At 33.1% G+C, this 16,891-nt stretch carries 15 protein-coding genes; 7 read left to right on the top strand and 8 right to left on the bottom strand.

The window, feature by feature from the left end:
- Positions 1-47 precede the first annotated feature (47 nt).
- The 5 genes from ilvD to acs all read left to right on the top strand — a co-directional run bounded on the left by ilvD (position 48) and on the right by acs (position 7,923).
- Positions 48-1,721: a dihydroxy-acid dehydratase gene (gene ilvD / locus ACEN2I_RS03020; RefSeq protein WP_441764646.1), complete on the top strand. Its 1,674-nt coding sequence runs from the start codon at positions 48-50 to the stop codon at positions 1,719-1,721.
- Between the two features lie 67 nt (positions 1,722-1,788).
- Positions 1,789-3,477: a biosynthetic-type acetolactate synthase large subunit gene (ilvB, locus tag ACEN2I_RS03015; RefSeq protein WP_441764645.1), complete on the top strand. Its 1,689-nt coding sequence runs from the start codon at positions 1,789-1,791 to the stop codon at positions 3,475-3,477.
- A 5-nt stretch (positions 3,478-3,482) separates the two neighbouring features.
- Positions 3,483-4,004 (top strand): acetolactate synthase small subunit, encoded by a 522-nt coding sequence (ilvN, locus tag ACEN2I_RS03010; RefSeq protein ID WP_441764644.1) that lies wholly within the window; start codon positions 3,483-3,485, stop codon positions 4,002-4,004.
- Between the two features lie 47 nt (positions 4,005-4,051).
- Positions 4,052-5,521 (top strand): ketol-acid reductoisomerase, encoded by a 1,470-nt coding sequence (ilvC, locus tag ACEN2I_RS03005; protein WP_441764643.1) that lies wholly within the window; start codon positions 4,052-4,054, stop codon positions 5,519-5,521.
- Positions 5,522-6,012: 491 nt separating this feature from the next.
- Entirely contained in the window at positions 6,013-7,923 is a 1,911-nt protein-coding gene (gene acs / locus ACEN2I_RS03000; RefSeq protein WP_441764642.1) for an acetate--CoA ligase, read from the top strand.
- 99 nt (positions 7,924-8,022) lie between these two features.
- On the opposite strand, the gene ACEN2I_RS02995 is transcribed toward acs, so the two are convergent.
- From ACEN2I_RS02995 to recG, 4 genes are all read right to left on the bottom strand, one after another.
- Entirely contained in the window at positions 8,023-8,472 is a 450-nt protein-coding gene (locus ACEN2I_RS02995) for a 2-dehydro-3-deoxyphosphooctonate aldolase (protein ID WP_441764641.1), read from the bottom strand.
- A 216-nt stretch (positions 8,473-8,688) separates the two neighbouring features.
- A complete protein-coding gene (locus ACEN2I_RS02990; RefSeq protein ID WP_441764640.1) occupies positions 8,689-8,964 on the bottom strand; it encodes an ATP-dependent Clp protease adaptor ClpS in 276 nt (91 codons plus the stop codon).
- Between the two features lie 37 nt (positions 8,965-9,001).
- The gene (prmA, locus tag ACEN2I_RS02985; protein WP_441764639.1) at positions 9,002-9,835 is read right to left on the bottom strand and encodes a 50S ribosomal protein L11 methyltransferase; all 834 of its coding nucleotides are present in this window, start codon (positions 9,833-9,835) and stop codon (positions 9,002-9,004) included.
- Positions 9,836-9,909: 74 nt separating this feature from the next.
- Positions 9,910-12,018 carry an ATP-dependent DNA helicase RecG gene (gene recG / locus ACEN2I_RS02980; protein WP_441764638.1) on the bottom strand — a complete coding sequence of 703 codons (2,109 nt, stop codon included), beginning with the start codon at positions 12,016-12,018 and terminating at the stop codon, positions 9,910-9,912.
- Between the two features lie 145 nt (positions 12,019-12,163).
- Between recG and ACEN2I_RS02975 the strand changes: the two genes are divergently transcribed.
- Positions 12,164-13,105 carry a hypothetical protein gene (locus ACEN2I_RS02975; RefSeq protein WP_441764637.1) on the top strand — a complete coding sequence of 314 codons (942 nt, stop codon included), beginning with the start codon at positions 12,164-12,166 and terminating at the stop codon, positions 13,103-13,105.
- A gap of 75 nt (positions 13,106-13,180) precedes the next feature.
- Positions 13,181-13,726: a DUF1697 domain-containing protein gene (locus ACEN2I_RS02970; protein ID WP_441764636.1), complete on the top strand. Its 546-nt coding sequence runs from the start codon at positions 13,181-13,183 to the stop codon at positions 13,724-13,726.
- A 62-nt stretch (positions 13,727-13,788) separates the two neighbouring features.
- Here the strand turns inward: ACEN2I_RS02970 and ACEN2I_RS02965 are convergent, their stop codons facing one another.
- From ACEN2I_RS02965 to ACEN2I_RS02950, 4 genes are all read right to left on the bottom strand, one after another.
- Positions 13,789-14,634 carry a hypothetical protein gene (locus tag ACEN2I_RS02965; protein WP_441764635.1) on the bottom strand — a complete coding sequence of 282 codons (846 nt, stop codon included), beginning with the start codon at positions 14,632-14,634 and terminating at the stop codon, positions 13,789-13,791.
- A gap of 18 nt (positions 14,635-14,652) precedes the next feature.
- Entirely contained in the window at positions 14,653-15,471 is an 819-nt protein-coding gene (kdsA, locus tag ACEN2I_RS02960) for a 3-deoxy-8-phosphooctulonate synthase (protein WP_441764634.1), read from the bottom strand.
- 159 nt (positions 15,472-15,630) lie between these two features.
- Complete coding sequence (locus ACEN2I_RS02955) at positions 15,631-15,837, bottom strand: hypothetical protein (protein WP_441764633.1); 207 nt, start codon at positions 15,835-15,837, stop codon at positions 15,631-15,633.
- A 131-nt stretch (positions 15,838-15,968) separates the two neighbouring features.
- Complete coding sequence (locus tag ACEN2I_RS02950; protein WP_180909594.1) at positions 15,969-16,682, bottom strand: YebC/PmpR family DNA-binding transcriptional regulator; 714 nt, start codon at positions 16,680-16,682, stop codon at positions 15,969-15,971.
- Positions 16,683-16,891: the final 209 nt, after the last annotated feature.

The following is a 16,891-nucleotide window of genomic DNA, read 5'->3' as shown; positions in this document are numbered from 1 at the left end:
TTGGGAGGTTTTTTTTTAGGGATAAAATTAAATTACAAATAATACAAATGGAATTAAATAAATACAGCAAAACAATCACGCAAGACGAAACACAACCGGCTTCTCAGGCTATGTTCTACGGAATTGGCTTAACAGAAGAGGATCTTAAAAAAGCGCAGGTAGGAATTGTGAGTATGGGGTACGACGGAAATCCTTGTAATATGCATTTAAATGACCTGGCTAAAGATATTAAGACTGGCGTCTGGAAAGAAGATTTAGTTGGCTTGATTTTTAATACTATTGGTGTTAGTGATGGTATTTCTAACGGTAATGACGGAATGCGTTTTTCTTTGGTCTCTCGTGATGTAATTGCAGATTCTATCGAAACCGTTATGGGTGCGCAATGGTATGACGGTCTGATTGCTGTTCCGGGTTGTGATAAAAATATGCCGGGAGCTTTAATGGCAATGGGTAGAGTTAACCGCCCATCTATTATGGTTTATGGTGGATCTATTCATCCTGGAAAATGGAAAGGTGAGGATTTGAATATTGTTTCTGCTTTTGAAGCTTTAGGAAAAAAAATTAAAAACACAATTACACCTGAAGATTTTAAAGGAGTAATTCAAAATGCTTGCCCGGGTGCCGGAGCTTGTGGCGGGATGTACACGGCCAATACAATGTCTTCTGCAATTGAAGCTTTAGGAATGAGTTTGCCTTATAGTTCATCAAATCCTGCTTTGAGTCCGGAAAAGAAACAAGAATGTGTTGATGCGGGTAAAGCAATCAAAATATTATTAGAAAAAGATATTAAACCTAGGGACATCATGACTCGTAAAGCATTTGAAAATGCAATAACGATGGTAGCTGTTCTGGGAGGTTCTACAAATGCGGTAATGCACTTAATTGCAATGGCACACTCTGTAGGTATTGATTTGACATTAAAAGATTTTCAGGATATTAGTGATAAAACGCCATTATTAGCCGACTTAAAACCAAGCGGTAAATATCTGATGGAAGATTTGCACAATGTTGGAGGTGTTCCGGGAGTAATGAAATATTTATTAAAAGAAGGCTTTTTACATGGTGATTGTTTAACCGTAACAGGAAAAACAATAGCAGAAAATTTAGCTTCAGTTCCTGATTTAGAGGAGGGGCAACAAGTAGTTTTCGAAATACAAAAAGCTTTAAAAGCTACTGGAAATATTCAAATTTTATACGGAAACTTAGCAACAGAAGGTTGTGTAGCTAAAATTAGTGGTAAAGAAGGAGAGTTTTTTGAAGGTACAGCTGTCGTTTTTGAAGGAGAAAAAGATGTAATTAGAGGAATTCAGGCAGGAGAAGTTAAGCCTGGAAACGTAGTGATTATTCGTTACTGTGGTCCAAAAGGAGGACCAGGTATGTCTGAAATGCTAAAACCTACATCTGCCATTATGGGTGCTGGTTTAGGAAGTACTGTTGCTTTAATTACCGACGGACGTTTCTCTGGAGGTTCACACGGATTTGTTGTCGGACACGTTACACCGGAAGCTTATGAAGGTGGGGGAATTGCTCTTATCGAAAATGGGGATGTTATTACGATTGATGCAGTAAAAAACACTATCGATATGAAAATTTCTGACGAAGAATTAGCAAAACGTAAGGCCAATTGGAAAAGACCAGAATCACCAATTAAACAAGGAGTTTTACTTAAATATATGCGTTCGGTCTCCAGTGCCTCTGAGGGATGTGTTACCGACAAATAATTTAATAAAAACAACAAGCCTCTAAATCTCAAATTAAAAGATTTATTGGTGAAAAATATAAAATAAAATGAAAATATCAGGGGCAGAAGCCGTTATTAGATGTTTATTAGCAGAAGGAGTAGACTTGGTTTATGGGTATCCAGGAGGAGCTATAATGCCAGTTTATGACGAATTATATAAATTTCAGGATCAATTACACCACGTTTTAGTACGTCACGAACAAGGAGCAGCTCATGCCGCACAAGGTTTTGCAAGAGTTACCGGTAAAGTGGGGGTTGCGATTGCAACTTCTGGACCGGGAGCTACAAATTTAGTTACCGGAATTGCTGATGCCCAAATCGATTCAACACCATTAGTGTGTATTACAGGACAGGTTGGAAAACACTTATTGGGTTCTGATGCTTTTCAGGAAACAGATATTATTGGAATTTCAACTCCAGTTACTAAATGGAATTACCAAATTACAGAAGCTCACGAAATTCCGGAAATTATTGCTAAAGCTTTTTATATCGCCAGATCAGGTCGTCCAGGCCCGGTTTTAATTGATATTACAAAAAATGCTCAATTTGATGAGATGGACTTTAGCTATGAAAAATGTACAGGAATCAGAAGTTATCATCCAAAACCGGTATTAGATCTTAAAAAAATACAAGACGCTGCGGATATAATTAACAATGCAAAAAAACCATACATTATTTTTGGTCAGGGTATTATATTGAGTCAGGCAGAAGAGCAATTAAAAAGGTTGGTTGAAAAATCTGGGATTCCCGCAGCTTGGACGATTTTGGGACTTTCAGCTTTACCAACGGATCATCCTTTAAATGTTGGTATGGTTGGGATGCACGGTAATTATGGACCGAATCTTTTGACAAATGAATGTGATGTATTAATCGCTTTAGGAATGCGTTTTGATGATCGTGTTACCGGAAGTTTAGCTACTTATGCTAAACAGGCCAAAGTTATTCACTTCGAAATTGACCCGGCTGAAATCGATAAAAATGTAAAAACAGAGGTAGCTGTTTTGGCAGATGTTAAAGAAGCTTTGACTGCATTGATTCCATTAATTGACAAAAAATCACACGATTCCTGGCATAATGAGTTCAAAGAAAAATATAAAATTGAGCTGGATGCCGTTATAGATGAAGAGTTAGCTCCTACTAATGGAAAAGGAATTTCGATGGGAGAAACTATTGAAATGATTAACAAACACTCAAAAGGAGATGCAATAATGGTTTCGGATGTAGGACAGCATCAAATGTTTGCTTGTCGTTATGCTAAATTTAATTCAACTAAAAGTAATGTTACTTCCGGAGGTTTAGGAACAATGGGTTTTGCTCTGCCAGCAGCTATTGGAGCTAAAATGGGAAGACCAGATCGGGAGGTTGTAGCTATAATTGGAGATGGTGGTTTTCAAATGAATATACAGGAATTGGGTACAATTCATCAAACAAAAGTTCCGGTAAAAATTGTAGTATTAAACAATGAATTTCTTGGAATGGTTCGTCAATGGCAGGAATTATTTTTTGATTACAGATATGCTTCCACCGTAATGGTTAATCCAAATTTCTGCGCTATTGCAGAAGGATATTATATCAAATCCAGAAAGGTAACAAAAAGAGAAGAGCTTGATGAAGCCGTTGCTGAGATGTTAGCTTCAAAAGATTCTTATTTTTTAGAAGTGATGGTAGAAAAAGAAAATAACGTATTCCCAATGATTCCAACAGGAGCTTCGGTTTCTGACATGAGATTAAGCTAATAATTATGGAAGAAAAAACATTTACCATATCGGTATACTCAGAAAATAACGTAGGTTTATTAAATAGAATATCTGGAATATTCTTAAAGCGACATATTAATATATTAAGTCTAAACGTTTCAGAATCAGAAATAGAGAATGTGTCAAGGTTTATCATTGTAGTTGATACAACAGAAAAATGGGTTAAAAATATTGTTGGGCAAATAGAAAAACAAATTGAAGTTATAAAAGCCTTTTATCATACAGATGAAGAGACAATTTATCTGGAAAACGCTTTATTCAAAATTGCTTCAAGTTTATTGTTTGATGAAAAACAGATTCAGAACATCATAAAGGAAAGTCAATCAACTATTGTGACTGTTTCTCGTGATTTCTTTGTGATTTCAAAATCAGGAAGACGTTCAGAAATAGAAGAATTATACGCAAAATTTAAACCGTACGGCATTATGCAATTTGTACGTTCAGGAAGAATTTCAGTTTCTAAAGAAAAAATGGAAATCTCATCATTATTAAACGAATTAAAATAGTTACAAACATTCAAAATTAAATATCATACTTATTAAATATTAAAAAAATGGCCAATTATTTCAACACATTACCACTTAGATTACAATTAGAACAATTAGGGGTTTGCGAATTTATGGAGCAATCAGAATTTGCAAATGGGATAGATGCATTAGCAGGAAAAAAAGTCGTAATAGTAGGTTGCGGAGCTCAGGGGTTGAACCAAGGTTTAAACATGAGAGATTCAGGTCTTGATATTTCTTATGCTTTGCGTGTAGATGCAATTGCTGAAAAAAGAGCTTCTTTTAAAAATGCTACTGAAAATGGTTTTAAAGTAGGTACTTATGAAGAATTAATTCCTACTGCTGATTTAGTTTGTAACTTAACTCCTGATAAGCAACATACTGCTGTGGTAACTGCAATTATGCCATTAATGAAACAAGGTTCAACTTTGGCATATTCTCACGGATTTAATATCGTAGAAGAAGGAATGCAGATTCGTAAAGATATTACGGTAATTATGTGTGCTCCTAAATGTCCGGGTTCTGAAGTACGTGAAGAATATAAAAGAGGATTTGGTGTGCCAACACTTATTGCTGTTCACCCTGAAAATGATCCAAACGGATTAGGTTTAGATCAGGCAAAAGCATACGCGGTAGCAACTGGAGGTCATAAAGCAGGAGTTTTAAAATCATCATTTGTAGCTGAAGTAAAATCAGATTTAATGGGGGAGCAAACGATCCTTTGTGGTTTATTGCAAACAGGTTCTATTTTGTGTTTTGATAAAATGGTTGAAAAAGGCATTGATCCTGCATATGCTTCAAAATTAATTCAATACGGATGGGAAACTATCACTGAAGCTTTGAAACATGGTGGTATTACAAACATGATGGACCGTCTTTCAAATCCTGCAAAAATTGAAGCTTATGAAATTGCTGAAGAATTAAAAGATATCATGCGTCCATTATTCCAGAAACACCAGGATGATATTATTTCTGGAGAGTTCTCCAGAACTATGATGATTGACTGGGCTAATGACGATAAAAATTTATTGACCTGGAGAGCAGCTACAGGAGAAACTAACTTTGAGAAAACAGCTCCACAAGAAGCACCTATTTCAGAACAGGAATATTTTGACAATGGAGTATTAATGATTGCAATGGTAAAAGCAGGTGTTGAATTGGCTTTTGAAACCATGACTGAGGCCGGAATCATTGAAGAATCGGCTTATTATGAATCATTACACGAATTACCTTTGATTGCTAATACAATTGCAAGAAAAAAATTATTCGAAATGAACCGTGTTATTTCGGATACAGCAGAGTATGGATGTTATTTATTCGATCATGCTTGTAAGCCATTGTTAACTGAATTCATGAAAACGGTTGAAACAAACGTAATAGGAAAACCATTCTCAACTTCAAATGGAGTAGATAATGCAGTTTTAATTGCTGTAAACAAAGAAATTCGTCAACATCCTATCGAAGAAGTAGGAGCTTGGTTAAGAGAATCTATGACAGCAATGAAAAAAATTGGATAATATTATTTAAGATTTACACACTTTATGTGTGTTGGGATTTTGCACTGTATCTTTGTTTTATGTAATATTTTGAATTAGTAAGCACTTATTAAGATAATAACAGATATAGCGCATATTACATTCACTTAACTTCAATCTATAATGGGTTAAGTGAAGTAATCCCTAAGTTTATTAGTATATTTTAATTTATATACTTGTAGAAATCTCTGCTATAATTAATAATGTTGCGGCTATTTTCAAAATGAAAAGAATATTGGGCAGGATTAAAAAATTAATTGTTATTGAAATTGTTAAAATTAAAGAGGCATGATATTTAGATATCATGCCTCTTTTAATATGACTTAATTTTGATTAAACTTTAATTTTTATATTAAATACATTAAAACGATGTATTTTTTTTAAAGTTTGTTTTTTTTTGATAAAATTTATAGATTAAATAATTTTAAGAATACATTGTTATTTAATACATTTATAAAAAAATTACAACAACTATGAGTTATTATAAAATTGAAAATTTAGAACAATATTTTAAACATTACAATAAGTCAATAAGAGAGCCAAGAAAATTTTGGGGTAAGATAGCAGAAGAAAATTTTACTTGGTACCAGCAATGGGAAAAAGTTGTTGATTTCAACATGGCTGATGCCGAAGTAAAATGGTTTACAGAAGCTAAAGTTAATATTACAAAGAATTGTATCGACAGACATTTAAGCAAAAGAGGAGAAAAGACGGCTATTATTTTTGAACCGAATAATCCTTCTGAAGATGCAGTACATATTACATATAATGAATTATATGAAAGAGTTTCTAAAATGGCAAATGTCTTGCGTGAGCAAGGAGTTAGTAAAGGAGATAGAGTTTGTATTTATTTGCCAATGATTCCGGAGCTTGCTGTAACAGTTTTGGCTTGTGCCAGAATTGGTGCTATACATTCGGTTATTTTTGCCGGATTTTCAGCTTCAGCGGTTTCTGCAAGAATTAATGACTGCGAATGTAAAATGGTTATTACTTCTGATGGTGGTTACAGAGGGAACAAAATAATTGATCTCAAAGGAATTGTTGATGAAGCTTTAGAAAGCTGTCCATCGGTTTCGAAAGTTTTAGTTGTAAAGAGAACTGAAACCGATGTAAAAATGCAGGAAGGACGCGATATTTGGTTGCAGCCGTTAGTAGATGCTGCTCTTGAATATAATGTAGCAGAAATTATGGATGCTGAAGATCCTTTGTTTATTTTATATACTTCAGGATCTACAGGTAAGCCAAAAGGTATGGTGCATACTACAGCAGGATACATGGTTTATACAGCTTATACTTTTAAAAACGTATTTAGCCATGATGAAAATGATATTTTCTGGTGTACAGCAGATATTGGCTGGATTACCGGACATTCGTATATTTTATATGGACCATTATTGAATGGAGGAACAACAGTAATTTTTGAAGGAGTTCCATCTTACCCTGATTTTAGCCGTTTCTGGGATATTATTGAAAAACATAAAATCACGCAATTTTATACTGCTCCAACTGCAATTCGTTCTTTAGCTAAAGAAAGTCTTGACTATATTCAAAAGTATCCTTTAAAATCGCTAAAGGTTATTGGTTCTGTTGGGGAACCCATAAATGAAGAAGCATGGCACTGGTTTAATGATCATGTTGGTGATAAAAGATGTCCGGTTGTGGATACATGGTGGCAAACAGAAACAGGAGGGATTATGATTTCGCCGATTGCTTTTGTAACACCAACAAAACCAACTTATGCAACTTTGCCATTACCTGGAATCCAGCCTGTTTTGATGGATGAAAAACGCAATGAAATTGAAGGGAATCAGGTGGTAGGCAGTTTGTGTATCAAATTTCCATGGCCTGGAATTGCCAGAACAATATGGGGAGATCATGAACGCTATAAAAAGACATATTTTTCAGATTTTCCTGGTAAATTTTTCACAGGGGATGGTGCATTAAGGGATGAAGTTGGATATTACAGAATTACAGGCAGGGTAGATGATGTTGTAATTGTTTCCGGACATAATTTAGGAACAGCACCGATAGAAGATGCTATTAACGAGCATCAGGCTGTTGCAGAATCAGCAATTGTAGGTTTTCCACATGAAATTAAAGGGAATGCATTATATGGATTTGTAATTTTGAAAGAAACAGGTGAGATTCGTAATAAAGAGAATTTAACCAAAGAAATTAATCAATATATTGCAGACCATATTGGCCCAATTGCTAAATTGGATAAAATTCAGTTTGTATCAGGATTGCCAAAAACCCGTTCAGGTAAAATCATGCGTAGAATTTTACGTAAAATAGCTGAAGGAGATTTTTCTAATTTTGGAGATACTTCTACATTATTAAATCCTGAAGTTGTTGAAGATATTATGAATGAAAGAATTTCATAATAAATTATAAAAAACGAAAAAAGCGTCTTAATTTCACTTAAGACGCTTTTTTTATGTAACTTAAATCAAATAAGACTTAAAAAAAGAGTTTTGAATTTATTATTTTTTCAGGTTTAACCCCATTGGGACCATTAAAATACCTTTTTCATAAATATTCAGATAAAGCTTAATTGGTTTTTTCTGTCCTTCCCACTTTAATTCGTATACATTTAAAAATCCAGCTCCCATATCGCTTCGTTTGGTTGGAAATGGACAACAGGTTTCTAATCTTGTATATGTTATTTTTTCGCCATTTGGACCTGCTAAAGCATTTAAAAAACGAGTTTCATTCAGAGCCTCATCTTTTGTATTTCTGTAGAAAATATTGATAGGATAGTCAGGATCGTAACCATATTTCTTATCTTTACTGAAGAGAGTGATAACAAATGTATTGTTTTTAGTCAGAGTTAAATCAGGAGCATTGTCATCAACATTTTTTAAAGTCGATTTTGTACTTACACAAGAAGTTACAACAATTAATAAAACAATAATAAAGGTTGTTTTTTTCATGGGCTTGTCATTATTTTTAATACAAATGTAAAAGATTTTTTGTCTGGGAATTTACAAATTGAAATTAATTTTAAGATAAACATAAATAAGTTTTACTTCTTTTTTAAATTCAAATGTAGAAATATTATTGGCAGATATCATGACACTAATAAAACTAAAAAAACATTCTACTATATGCAATACAGAATATAGTAGAATGTTTTTTTAAATTTGGGTTTACACAATTTCAGCACTAAGACCAGCTTCCAAAAGTTGTATACATTGAGGTTTTAACTTATCAATCGGACCGGTTTTTACGGTGCATTTTCCATTATAATGTACAATTAAGGAACATTGTTCAGCTTGCTCAGCTGTATGGCTGCAGACACGCATTAAAGTATTGATTACATGGTCAAAAGTGTTTACATCATCATTATAAACGATAATTTCGTTATTGAAACCTACGGCTTCCTTTTCGCGAACTTTTTCTCTTACTTTCTCTTTAGTACTCATTTTTTTTAGGTTTTTGTACTGTTGTAATTGCTAGTATCTAATTTACGTATTTTAATGAGACCCAGTTGTTTCTTTGAAACTTTTTAACATATTTTAATCCTTTATCCACACAGGAAGCATCTATAAATGGAATGTCTTCCTCATAGAAACCACTAAAAAGAATAACTCCTTTTGGGTTTAAACAATCTACATAACTTTGCATATCGTTTAATAAAATATTTCGATTAATATTTGCAATAATCAAATCATATTTTTTGTCAGACAATAAGGCTGCATCTCCTTCGTAAACGGTAATATGTTTACAATTATTGCGCTCTGCATTTTCTATAGAGTTCAAATAGCACCAATTATCAATATCAATTGCATCAATAGGCTGAGCACCTTTCATTTCAGCCAGAATAGCTAAAATAGCTGTTCCGCAACCCATATCCAACGTTTTTAAACCTTCAACATCAATTTCTAATAAATGCTGAATCATCATATGTGTTGTTTCATGATGACCCGTCCCAAAACTCATCTTTGGTTCTATTACGATATCAAATTCAGCCTCAGTTTTTGGATGAAAAGGAGCACGAACATGACATTTTCCATCAACATCAATGGCCTCAAAATTCTTTTCCCATTCCTCATTCCAGTTTACCTGATCGATTTCTTCAACTTTATATTCGATTTTAAACTCTTCTGATTGTAAAATATAAATGTCAGCTAAGATATTTTCATCCCATAAATCTTTCTTTACAAAAGCTGAAATTCCCTTTTCAGTTTCAGTAAAACTCTCGAAAGCTTTTTCGCCTAATTCGGCAATTAATATTTCTGATCCCAGTTCTTTGGGCTCAATCGTAAAATGATATCCTAAATATATAGTTGACATAAATAATTTTTTTGCAAAGGTAAGAATAGAAAGCAGAATAGAACCTTATAAAAGTTGTTTTTGATTTAAAAACACTAACTAATATAATTCCAGATGTTTTTTTTCTTCGTCAATTCGATGAAAATAGCTTTTAAGATAGTATGTTCAGGTTTTTGGAGTGGAGGATCTTCTTTTAAAACTTTCAGGGCATAGTTTCTCGCTAAAGCTAAAATATCACGATCCCTAACAATATCTGCAATCTGAAGGTTTAGTACACCGCTTTGCTGAGTTCCCATCAAATCACCAGGACCTCGCAGCTTAAGGTCAACTTCTGCAATTTCAAATCCGTCATTAGTATGAACCATTGTTTCCATCCGTGTTTTGCTGTCAGAACTTAATTTATGGCTTGTCATCAAAATACAATAACTCTGTTCAGCTCCACGGCCAACTCGACCACGTAATTGATGTAGCTGTGATAAGCCAAAACGTTCTGCACTCTCAATAATCATTACACTGGCATTTGGAACATTCACACCAACTTCAATAACCGTTGTAGCCACCATAATATTAGTTTTGCCTTCTGAAAAACGTTTCATTTCGGCATCTTTATCTGCTGGTTTCATTTTTCCGTGCAAAATCGAAATTGAATATTGAGGCAGTGGAAAATCTCGGGAAATACTTTCGTAACCATCCATCAAATCCTTGAAATCCATTTTTTCTGATTCCTGAATCAACGGATAAACGATATAAATTTGTCTTCCAAGAGCAATTTCATCACGAAGAAATTTCCAGACTTTTAATCGATTACTGTCAAATCGATGAACAGTCTGAATTGGTTTTCTGCCAGGTGGCAATTCGTCAATTACCGAAATATCGAGATCACCATATAAGCTCATTGCTAAAGTTCTTGGAATTGGAGTAGCGGTCATAACCAAAACATGTGGCGGAATTACATTTTTCTTCCATAATTTTGATCGCTGTTCAACACCAAAGCGATGCTGTTCATCAATAACAGCCAATCCTAAATTTTGAAATTTTACTTTGTCTTCCAACAGCGCATGCGTTCCAATTAAAATATGTAAAGATCCATTTTCAAGTTCTTCGTGAATAATTTTTCTGGCTGCAGTTTTAGTTGAACCCGTAAGTATTTTTATGTTGATGTTTAACGTTGCAGCCAATTCTGATAAACCAATAAAATGCTGATTGGCAAGAATTTCAGTAGGAGCCATTAAACAAGCCTGAAAACCATTGTCTAGCGACAAAAGCATACTCATAAAAGCCACAATTGTTTTTCCGGAACCTACATCTCCCTGTAGCAATCGGTTCATTTGGGCATTACTTCCCATATCTGAACGAATTTCTTTAACCACTCTTTTTTGTGCATTCGTGAGTTGAAAAGGTAGATGATTCTTATAAAATTCATTAAAATATTCGCCTACATTATTAAAAGGATGTCCTTTAATTTTGTGTTTCCGAATTAGGTTTTTGGTAATTAATTGCAATTGGATAAAGAATAATTCCTCAAATTTTAATCGGAATTGGGCTTTTGCCAAAGCATCAGCGCTTTTAGGAAAATGTATGTTGAATAAAGCTGCTTTTTTTGAAATTAACTTCAATTCTTCAATTAAGTAAGAAGGAAAAGTTTCCGTAAACAAAGCTTGTGTTTCGATGAAAAGCTGTTCCATCAACTTATTTATTGTACGATTTGAGATTCCGCGATTTGTTAGGGTTTCTGTTGAAGGATAAACCGGCTGCATTGCTGATCGAAGGCTTTTTTCATGTTCGCTTAAAAGTTCAATTTCGGGATGTGCCATACTAAACTGACTTCCGTACAAAGAACATTTTCCGAAAATCACGCAGACTTCATTTAATTTTAAACTCTCCCGAATCCACTTGTGTCCCTGAAACCAATTTAATTCGATTTGCCCTGTATCATCGACAAATGTCGCAACAAGACGTTTTTTGTTTTTAGCAAATTCAACTGTTTTGATATTGATAATTTTACCAATAATCTGAACTTCTGAACCCGTATTTTGAAGCTCATTTATTTTATAATAGCGTGTCCTGTCAATATACCTGTTTGGAAAAAAATTAACTAAGTCTCCATATTTATGAATACCCAATTCCTTACGAAGCAACTGACCACGACTTGGACCAACGCCTTTTAGGTATTCGATAGGGGTTTGTAAGAGATTTTGTTGCATAGTACGAAGATAGTTTTTTGTTTGTAAAATTGGAAATCAAGTTTTTTTCAAACTAATTTATAAGTAAAAAAAATAGTAAGATAAAATTGATTAAACTTGTAGTCTTTAAATTACGAATGAACATTAACTAAATAATAATTTTAAAATGAAAAAATCAATTTTTTATACCTTTTTACTTTTATGTTTTTTTGGAATTAAAAATGTTTTAATTGCTCAGGATAAAAATATTACCGTTACTTCCAAAAGAAATGAAGATAAAACTATTGATTTATATTATGAAAAAAAGATTCCAGGAAGCTATTATCTTGGTTTAGAATTTTCTAATGTCACGAATTGTGATGTGACGGAATTAAAAACAACAATTTATGCTTATAATGGTTTTTTGGTTAAGTTAAGACCGTTGGATAAAAGTAAGGGTATCAATTATTCAATGCGCTATTATTACATCATGGGCTCGTTGAACCCAAAAATTGACAGTTCATTTCAATATATTCTTCCTTTTAAAAGTGGAAAAAAATATAAAATTGTTGAAGCTAATAATGTTTCAGAAAAGTTTTTTGAAGCTGAAAAACCCTTAAACTGGAAATCTTATATCTTAAAATCAAAAAATGCTGATACTATTTGCAGTATGAGAAAAGGGATTGTTGTTAAAATAATAAATTCTTATCAGAATGATTCTCTTGATATTCAATATACTAGTAAAAGAAATTTGATTATTGTTGAACATGCAGATGGAACGATTGCAACTTACAAAGGACTTAAAAAGAATGGAATCTTAGTAAAACTAGGACAGGAAGTTTATCCTCAAACAAAATTGGGTATTATTGAAATGTATAGTAAAAGTGATTATCGACTTGATTTTTCTATTAGTTATTTATTCGATAAAAATTTTAATAGTAAACAAACATTAAAAAATTACAAAAGTAGATATGCTTTTATAATACCAAATTTTGTGACTACAGATGGAACAGTCAAAATTGAATCAGGAAAAGAGTACACTTCATTCTTTAATGAAAATTTTTTTACGCAAGAGTTTTCACGTTCAGATAAAAAGAAGTATATTAAGAATCCTGGTTCATTCAAATAATTTACTGATATCTTTTTTGATAATTAAAAGGATAAATTATCGAAATTAATACCTTTAAATTCTAAACAAATTACAATGGTTACACACTTAGCGCTTTTACGAGGTATTAATGTTTCTGGACACAATATGATGAAAATGGAAGCTTTGAAAACAATGTTAGAGAATATTGGTTTTCAAAACGTACGAACTTATCTGCAATCAGGAAATGTTTTTGTAGATACAGAAGAAGAAAGTGCTTCGAAAGTAGGATTTATGATCAAGCAGGAAATTTTTAAAGTATTTGGACATGAAGTTCCTACTATTGTTATCACGAAAGAAGATCTTGAGTTGTGTTTTAAAAATAATCCTTATTTGAAAGGAAAAGAGGTTGATACTAAAAAGTTATACGTTGCATTTGTTTCAATTACTCTAAAAAGTGAAAACATAAATGATTTAAAAATAAGTCAGTTTAAACCTGATGAAGCGAGTATTGATGGCAACAGGATTTTTATCAAATATTCTGTTGGTGCAGGAAAGACCAGATTTGATCAAAAATATATTGAGAAAAAACTAAATGTAACGGCTACAATCAGAAACTGGAATACAGTTACTAATTTATTAAGAATGTTCAGCGAAGTCTAAAACAAAAAAAGCAGAAACTAAATTTTATATTAGATTCTGCTTTCTATATTTTGTCAACAATTTTAGATTCTAAAAATTCCACCAAATTCAATAATTCTTTGAAAGAAGAAAAAGTCCTGAAATGCGCTGTCATCATTACTAGTCGTGGTTTTGATATCCTGCATATTAATATAACCTCCTTTTAATTCTCCCTGAATATAAAAATGTTTGAAAAAGGTAATGTTAATTCCAGCTTTTGCTGACACTCCATATCCTGAAACATGAAAATCATCATGCCGTTCTTTTCCTAAAAGCATTGTATTGGTTTTAGGATATAAAACTCCAGCACCTAAACCTTCGGTTAGATTAATTTGAACTTTATCAGTATTTGGCAGTCTGAATATTTTTGAAACATCATCAAATCTTGAAACTTCTGTGTTTACATAATTTAAACCATCTGTATGCTCGTAAGTTAAGAATGTTTCATCTGTAAAATCTACAGGCCTATTATTGTAAACTCCATTATGAACAGGACCATCAATATAACCTGTAACATTGGCAGTTTGATCCTGAGTCATCACATATTTCATATGGTCAACTCCGATAGTAACACTGTAATGATCACTAAAAAAATATCCCAATCTGAAATTTGTTTGGGGAATAGTCATTCTCGCAGGATTGACATAGTCAACATGCCAGCCTTTTGGTTTATCATGTGCAGACATGTCATGAACAGTGAATTCATAATCTTTTCCTCTAAAGGTTACGTCAGATTTTGAGTAGCTTTCTCTATTACCTCCCCATGAAACAAAGAACTTCCCTTTATTATGTGCTGTATATTTGTCTTGTATTGCTACTTCTTCCTGGGCAAACATGTTTACAGCAAAACACATTAAGAAAAAAGGCAAGAATAAAAATTTATTTTTCAATTATTAAAATGTAAAAAATTAGAATGAATTTACTGTTTTTCTGATAGCAACCAATTTGGTCATTAACCCTTCAAAATAGTCTAAATGAAGCATGTTAGCACCATCACTTTTAGCATTAGCAGGGTCAAAATGAGTTTCGATAAAAATACCGTCAACACCCACAGCAATACCCGCTTTGGCAACGGTCTCTATCATATCAGGTCTTCCGCCTGTAACCCCGGCAGTTTGATTGGGTTGTTGTAAAGAGTGTGTGACATCTAAAACCGTTGTGGCATATTGCTGCATAGTAGGGATTCCTCTATAATCTACAATCATGTCCTGATAACCAAACATAGTACCACGATCTGTAACCATAACATTCTCATTATTGCAATCTAATACCTTTTGTACAGCATGTTTCATGCTTTCCGGACTCATAAATTGTCCCTTTTTCAGATTTACTACTTTTCCTGTGTTTGCTGCAGCTACAACAAGATCTGTCTGACGAACTAAAAAAGCAGGAATCTGCAAAACATCTACATATTGTGCAGCCAAATCAGCATCTTCATTCGTATGAACATCTGTTACCGTTGGAACATGAAAAGTTTCAGAAACCTTTCGTAAAATTTTTAATGCTTTTTCGTCACCAATTCCAGAGAAGCTATCAATTCTGGAACGATTAGCTTTTTTAAATGATCCTTTAAAAACATAAGGAATCTGAAGTCTGTCGGTAATACCAACTAATTTTTCGGCAATTCTGAGAGCCATTTCTTCTCCTTCTATAGCGCAAGGTCCCGACAACAAAAAGAAGTTCCCACTTTCAGTATGCTTAATTTTTGGAATATGTTGTATGTTCATAGCATGAATTTTTTGACAGGGCAAAGGTAGTTATGATTTACGATTTACAGTCTAAGAATTATGTTTTTTTTATGATGTTCCCGGATAGTTCCTACACAAACAGCTTTATATTGCGTTAAATTAAAAAGCCTTTTAGAAATTCTAAAAGGCTTTAAGTAATTATCTTTTGTTGTGGCCAGGAGCATGTGATTTTGCACTTTTGTTTCCTGATATCTTTTTAGCCTGACCTGGAGGCATTTTTTTTGATTTATGATGTGAGTGTGAATGTGAGTGTGAGTTGTGAACAGTACAACCTAACATACTGGTGATTAGAAACAATAATACCATGATGATTACGGTAATTTTAAGGTATTTAGAATTTTTCATAAAATTATTTTAATTTGGGATTGCAAATATAATAGTTAATGGCATAAGTAATTATTTCTGAATTTGTTTAAATTCATTATAAACAAAAAGCTCTGAATTTCCAGAGCTTTTTAATATTTATAGAGAAAAGATTACTCTTCTTTCATCGTGTGATAAACGTTCATTACGTCATCGTCTTCTTCAATTTTTTCGATTAGTTTTTCAACGTCAGCAATTTGAGCTTCAGTAAGTTCTTTTGTAATTTGCGGAATACGTTCAAAACCAGAAGATAAAATTTCCAAACCTCTGTTTTCTAATTCTTTCTGCAGAGCCCCAAAGCTTCCAAAGGGAGCATAGATTAAGATTCCGTCTTCATCTTCAAAAACTTCTTCGGCACCAAAATCAATTAATTCTAATTCTAATTCTTCGGCATCAATTTCACCTTTCGCAATTCGGAAATTACAGGTATGATCAAACATAAATTCAACAGAACCCTGTGTACCCATTGTTCCGTTGCATTTGTTGAAATAACTGCGGATATTGGCTACGGTTCTATTATTATTGTCAGATGCAGTTTCAATTAGAATAGCAATTCCGTGCGGAGCATATCCTTCGAACAAAATTTCTTTATAGTTGGCCGTGTCTTTATTGCTTGCATTTTTTATAGCGCGCTCTACATTGTCCTTAGGCATGTTGGCCGCTTTTGCGTTTTGTATCACAGCTCTTAATCTGGAATTGGCATCCGGATTTGGACCACCTTCCTTAACAGCCATAACGATATCTTTACCAATTCGGGTAAATGTTTTGGCCATTGCTGACCAACGTTTCATTTTTCTTCCTTTTCTAAATTCGAACGCTCTTCCCATTACTGATTTTTTATTTGAGATGCAAAAATACGGTTATTCCTTATTTTTGCAAAATCAAATTCTATTCTTTTTTAATTTATGTTTTTAGCATGATGAAAATATTGAATTCCTTTAATCTAAGTTATATTATAGCTTTCTTTTTCGAATGAAAGCAAAAGAACTAATTGCTTTGTTTTGGTTCCGAATTTCCAATGTTCATGCTTCAGAAT

It is taken from the genome of Flavobacterium sp. W22_SRS_FK3, assembly GCF_052113665.1.
Classification (GTDB): Bacteria; Bacteroidota; Bacteroidia; order Flavobacteriales; family Flavobacteriaceae; genus Flavobacterium.
The sequence above is the reverse complement of the archived record's forward strand: the minus strand, read 5'-3'. Positions and strand labels throughout refer to the sequence as shown.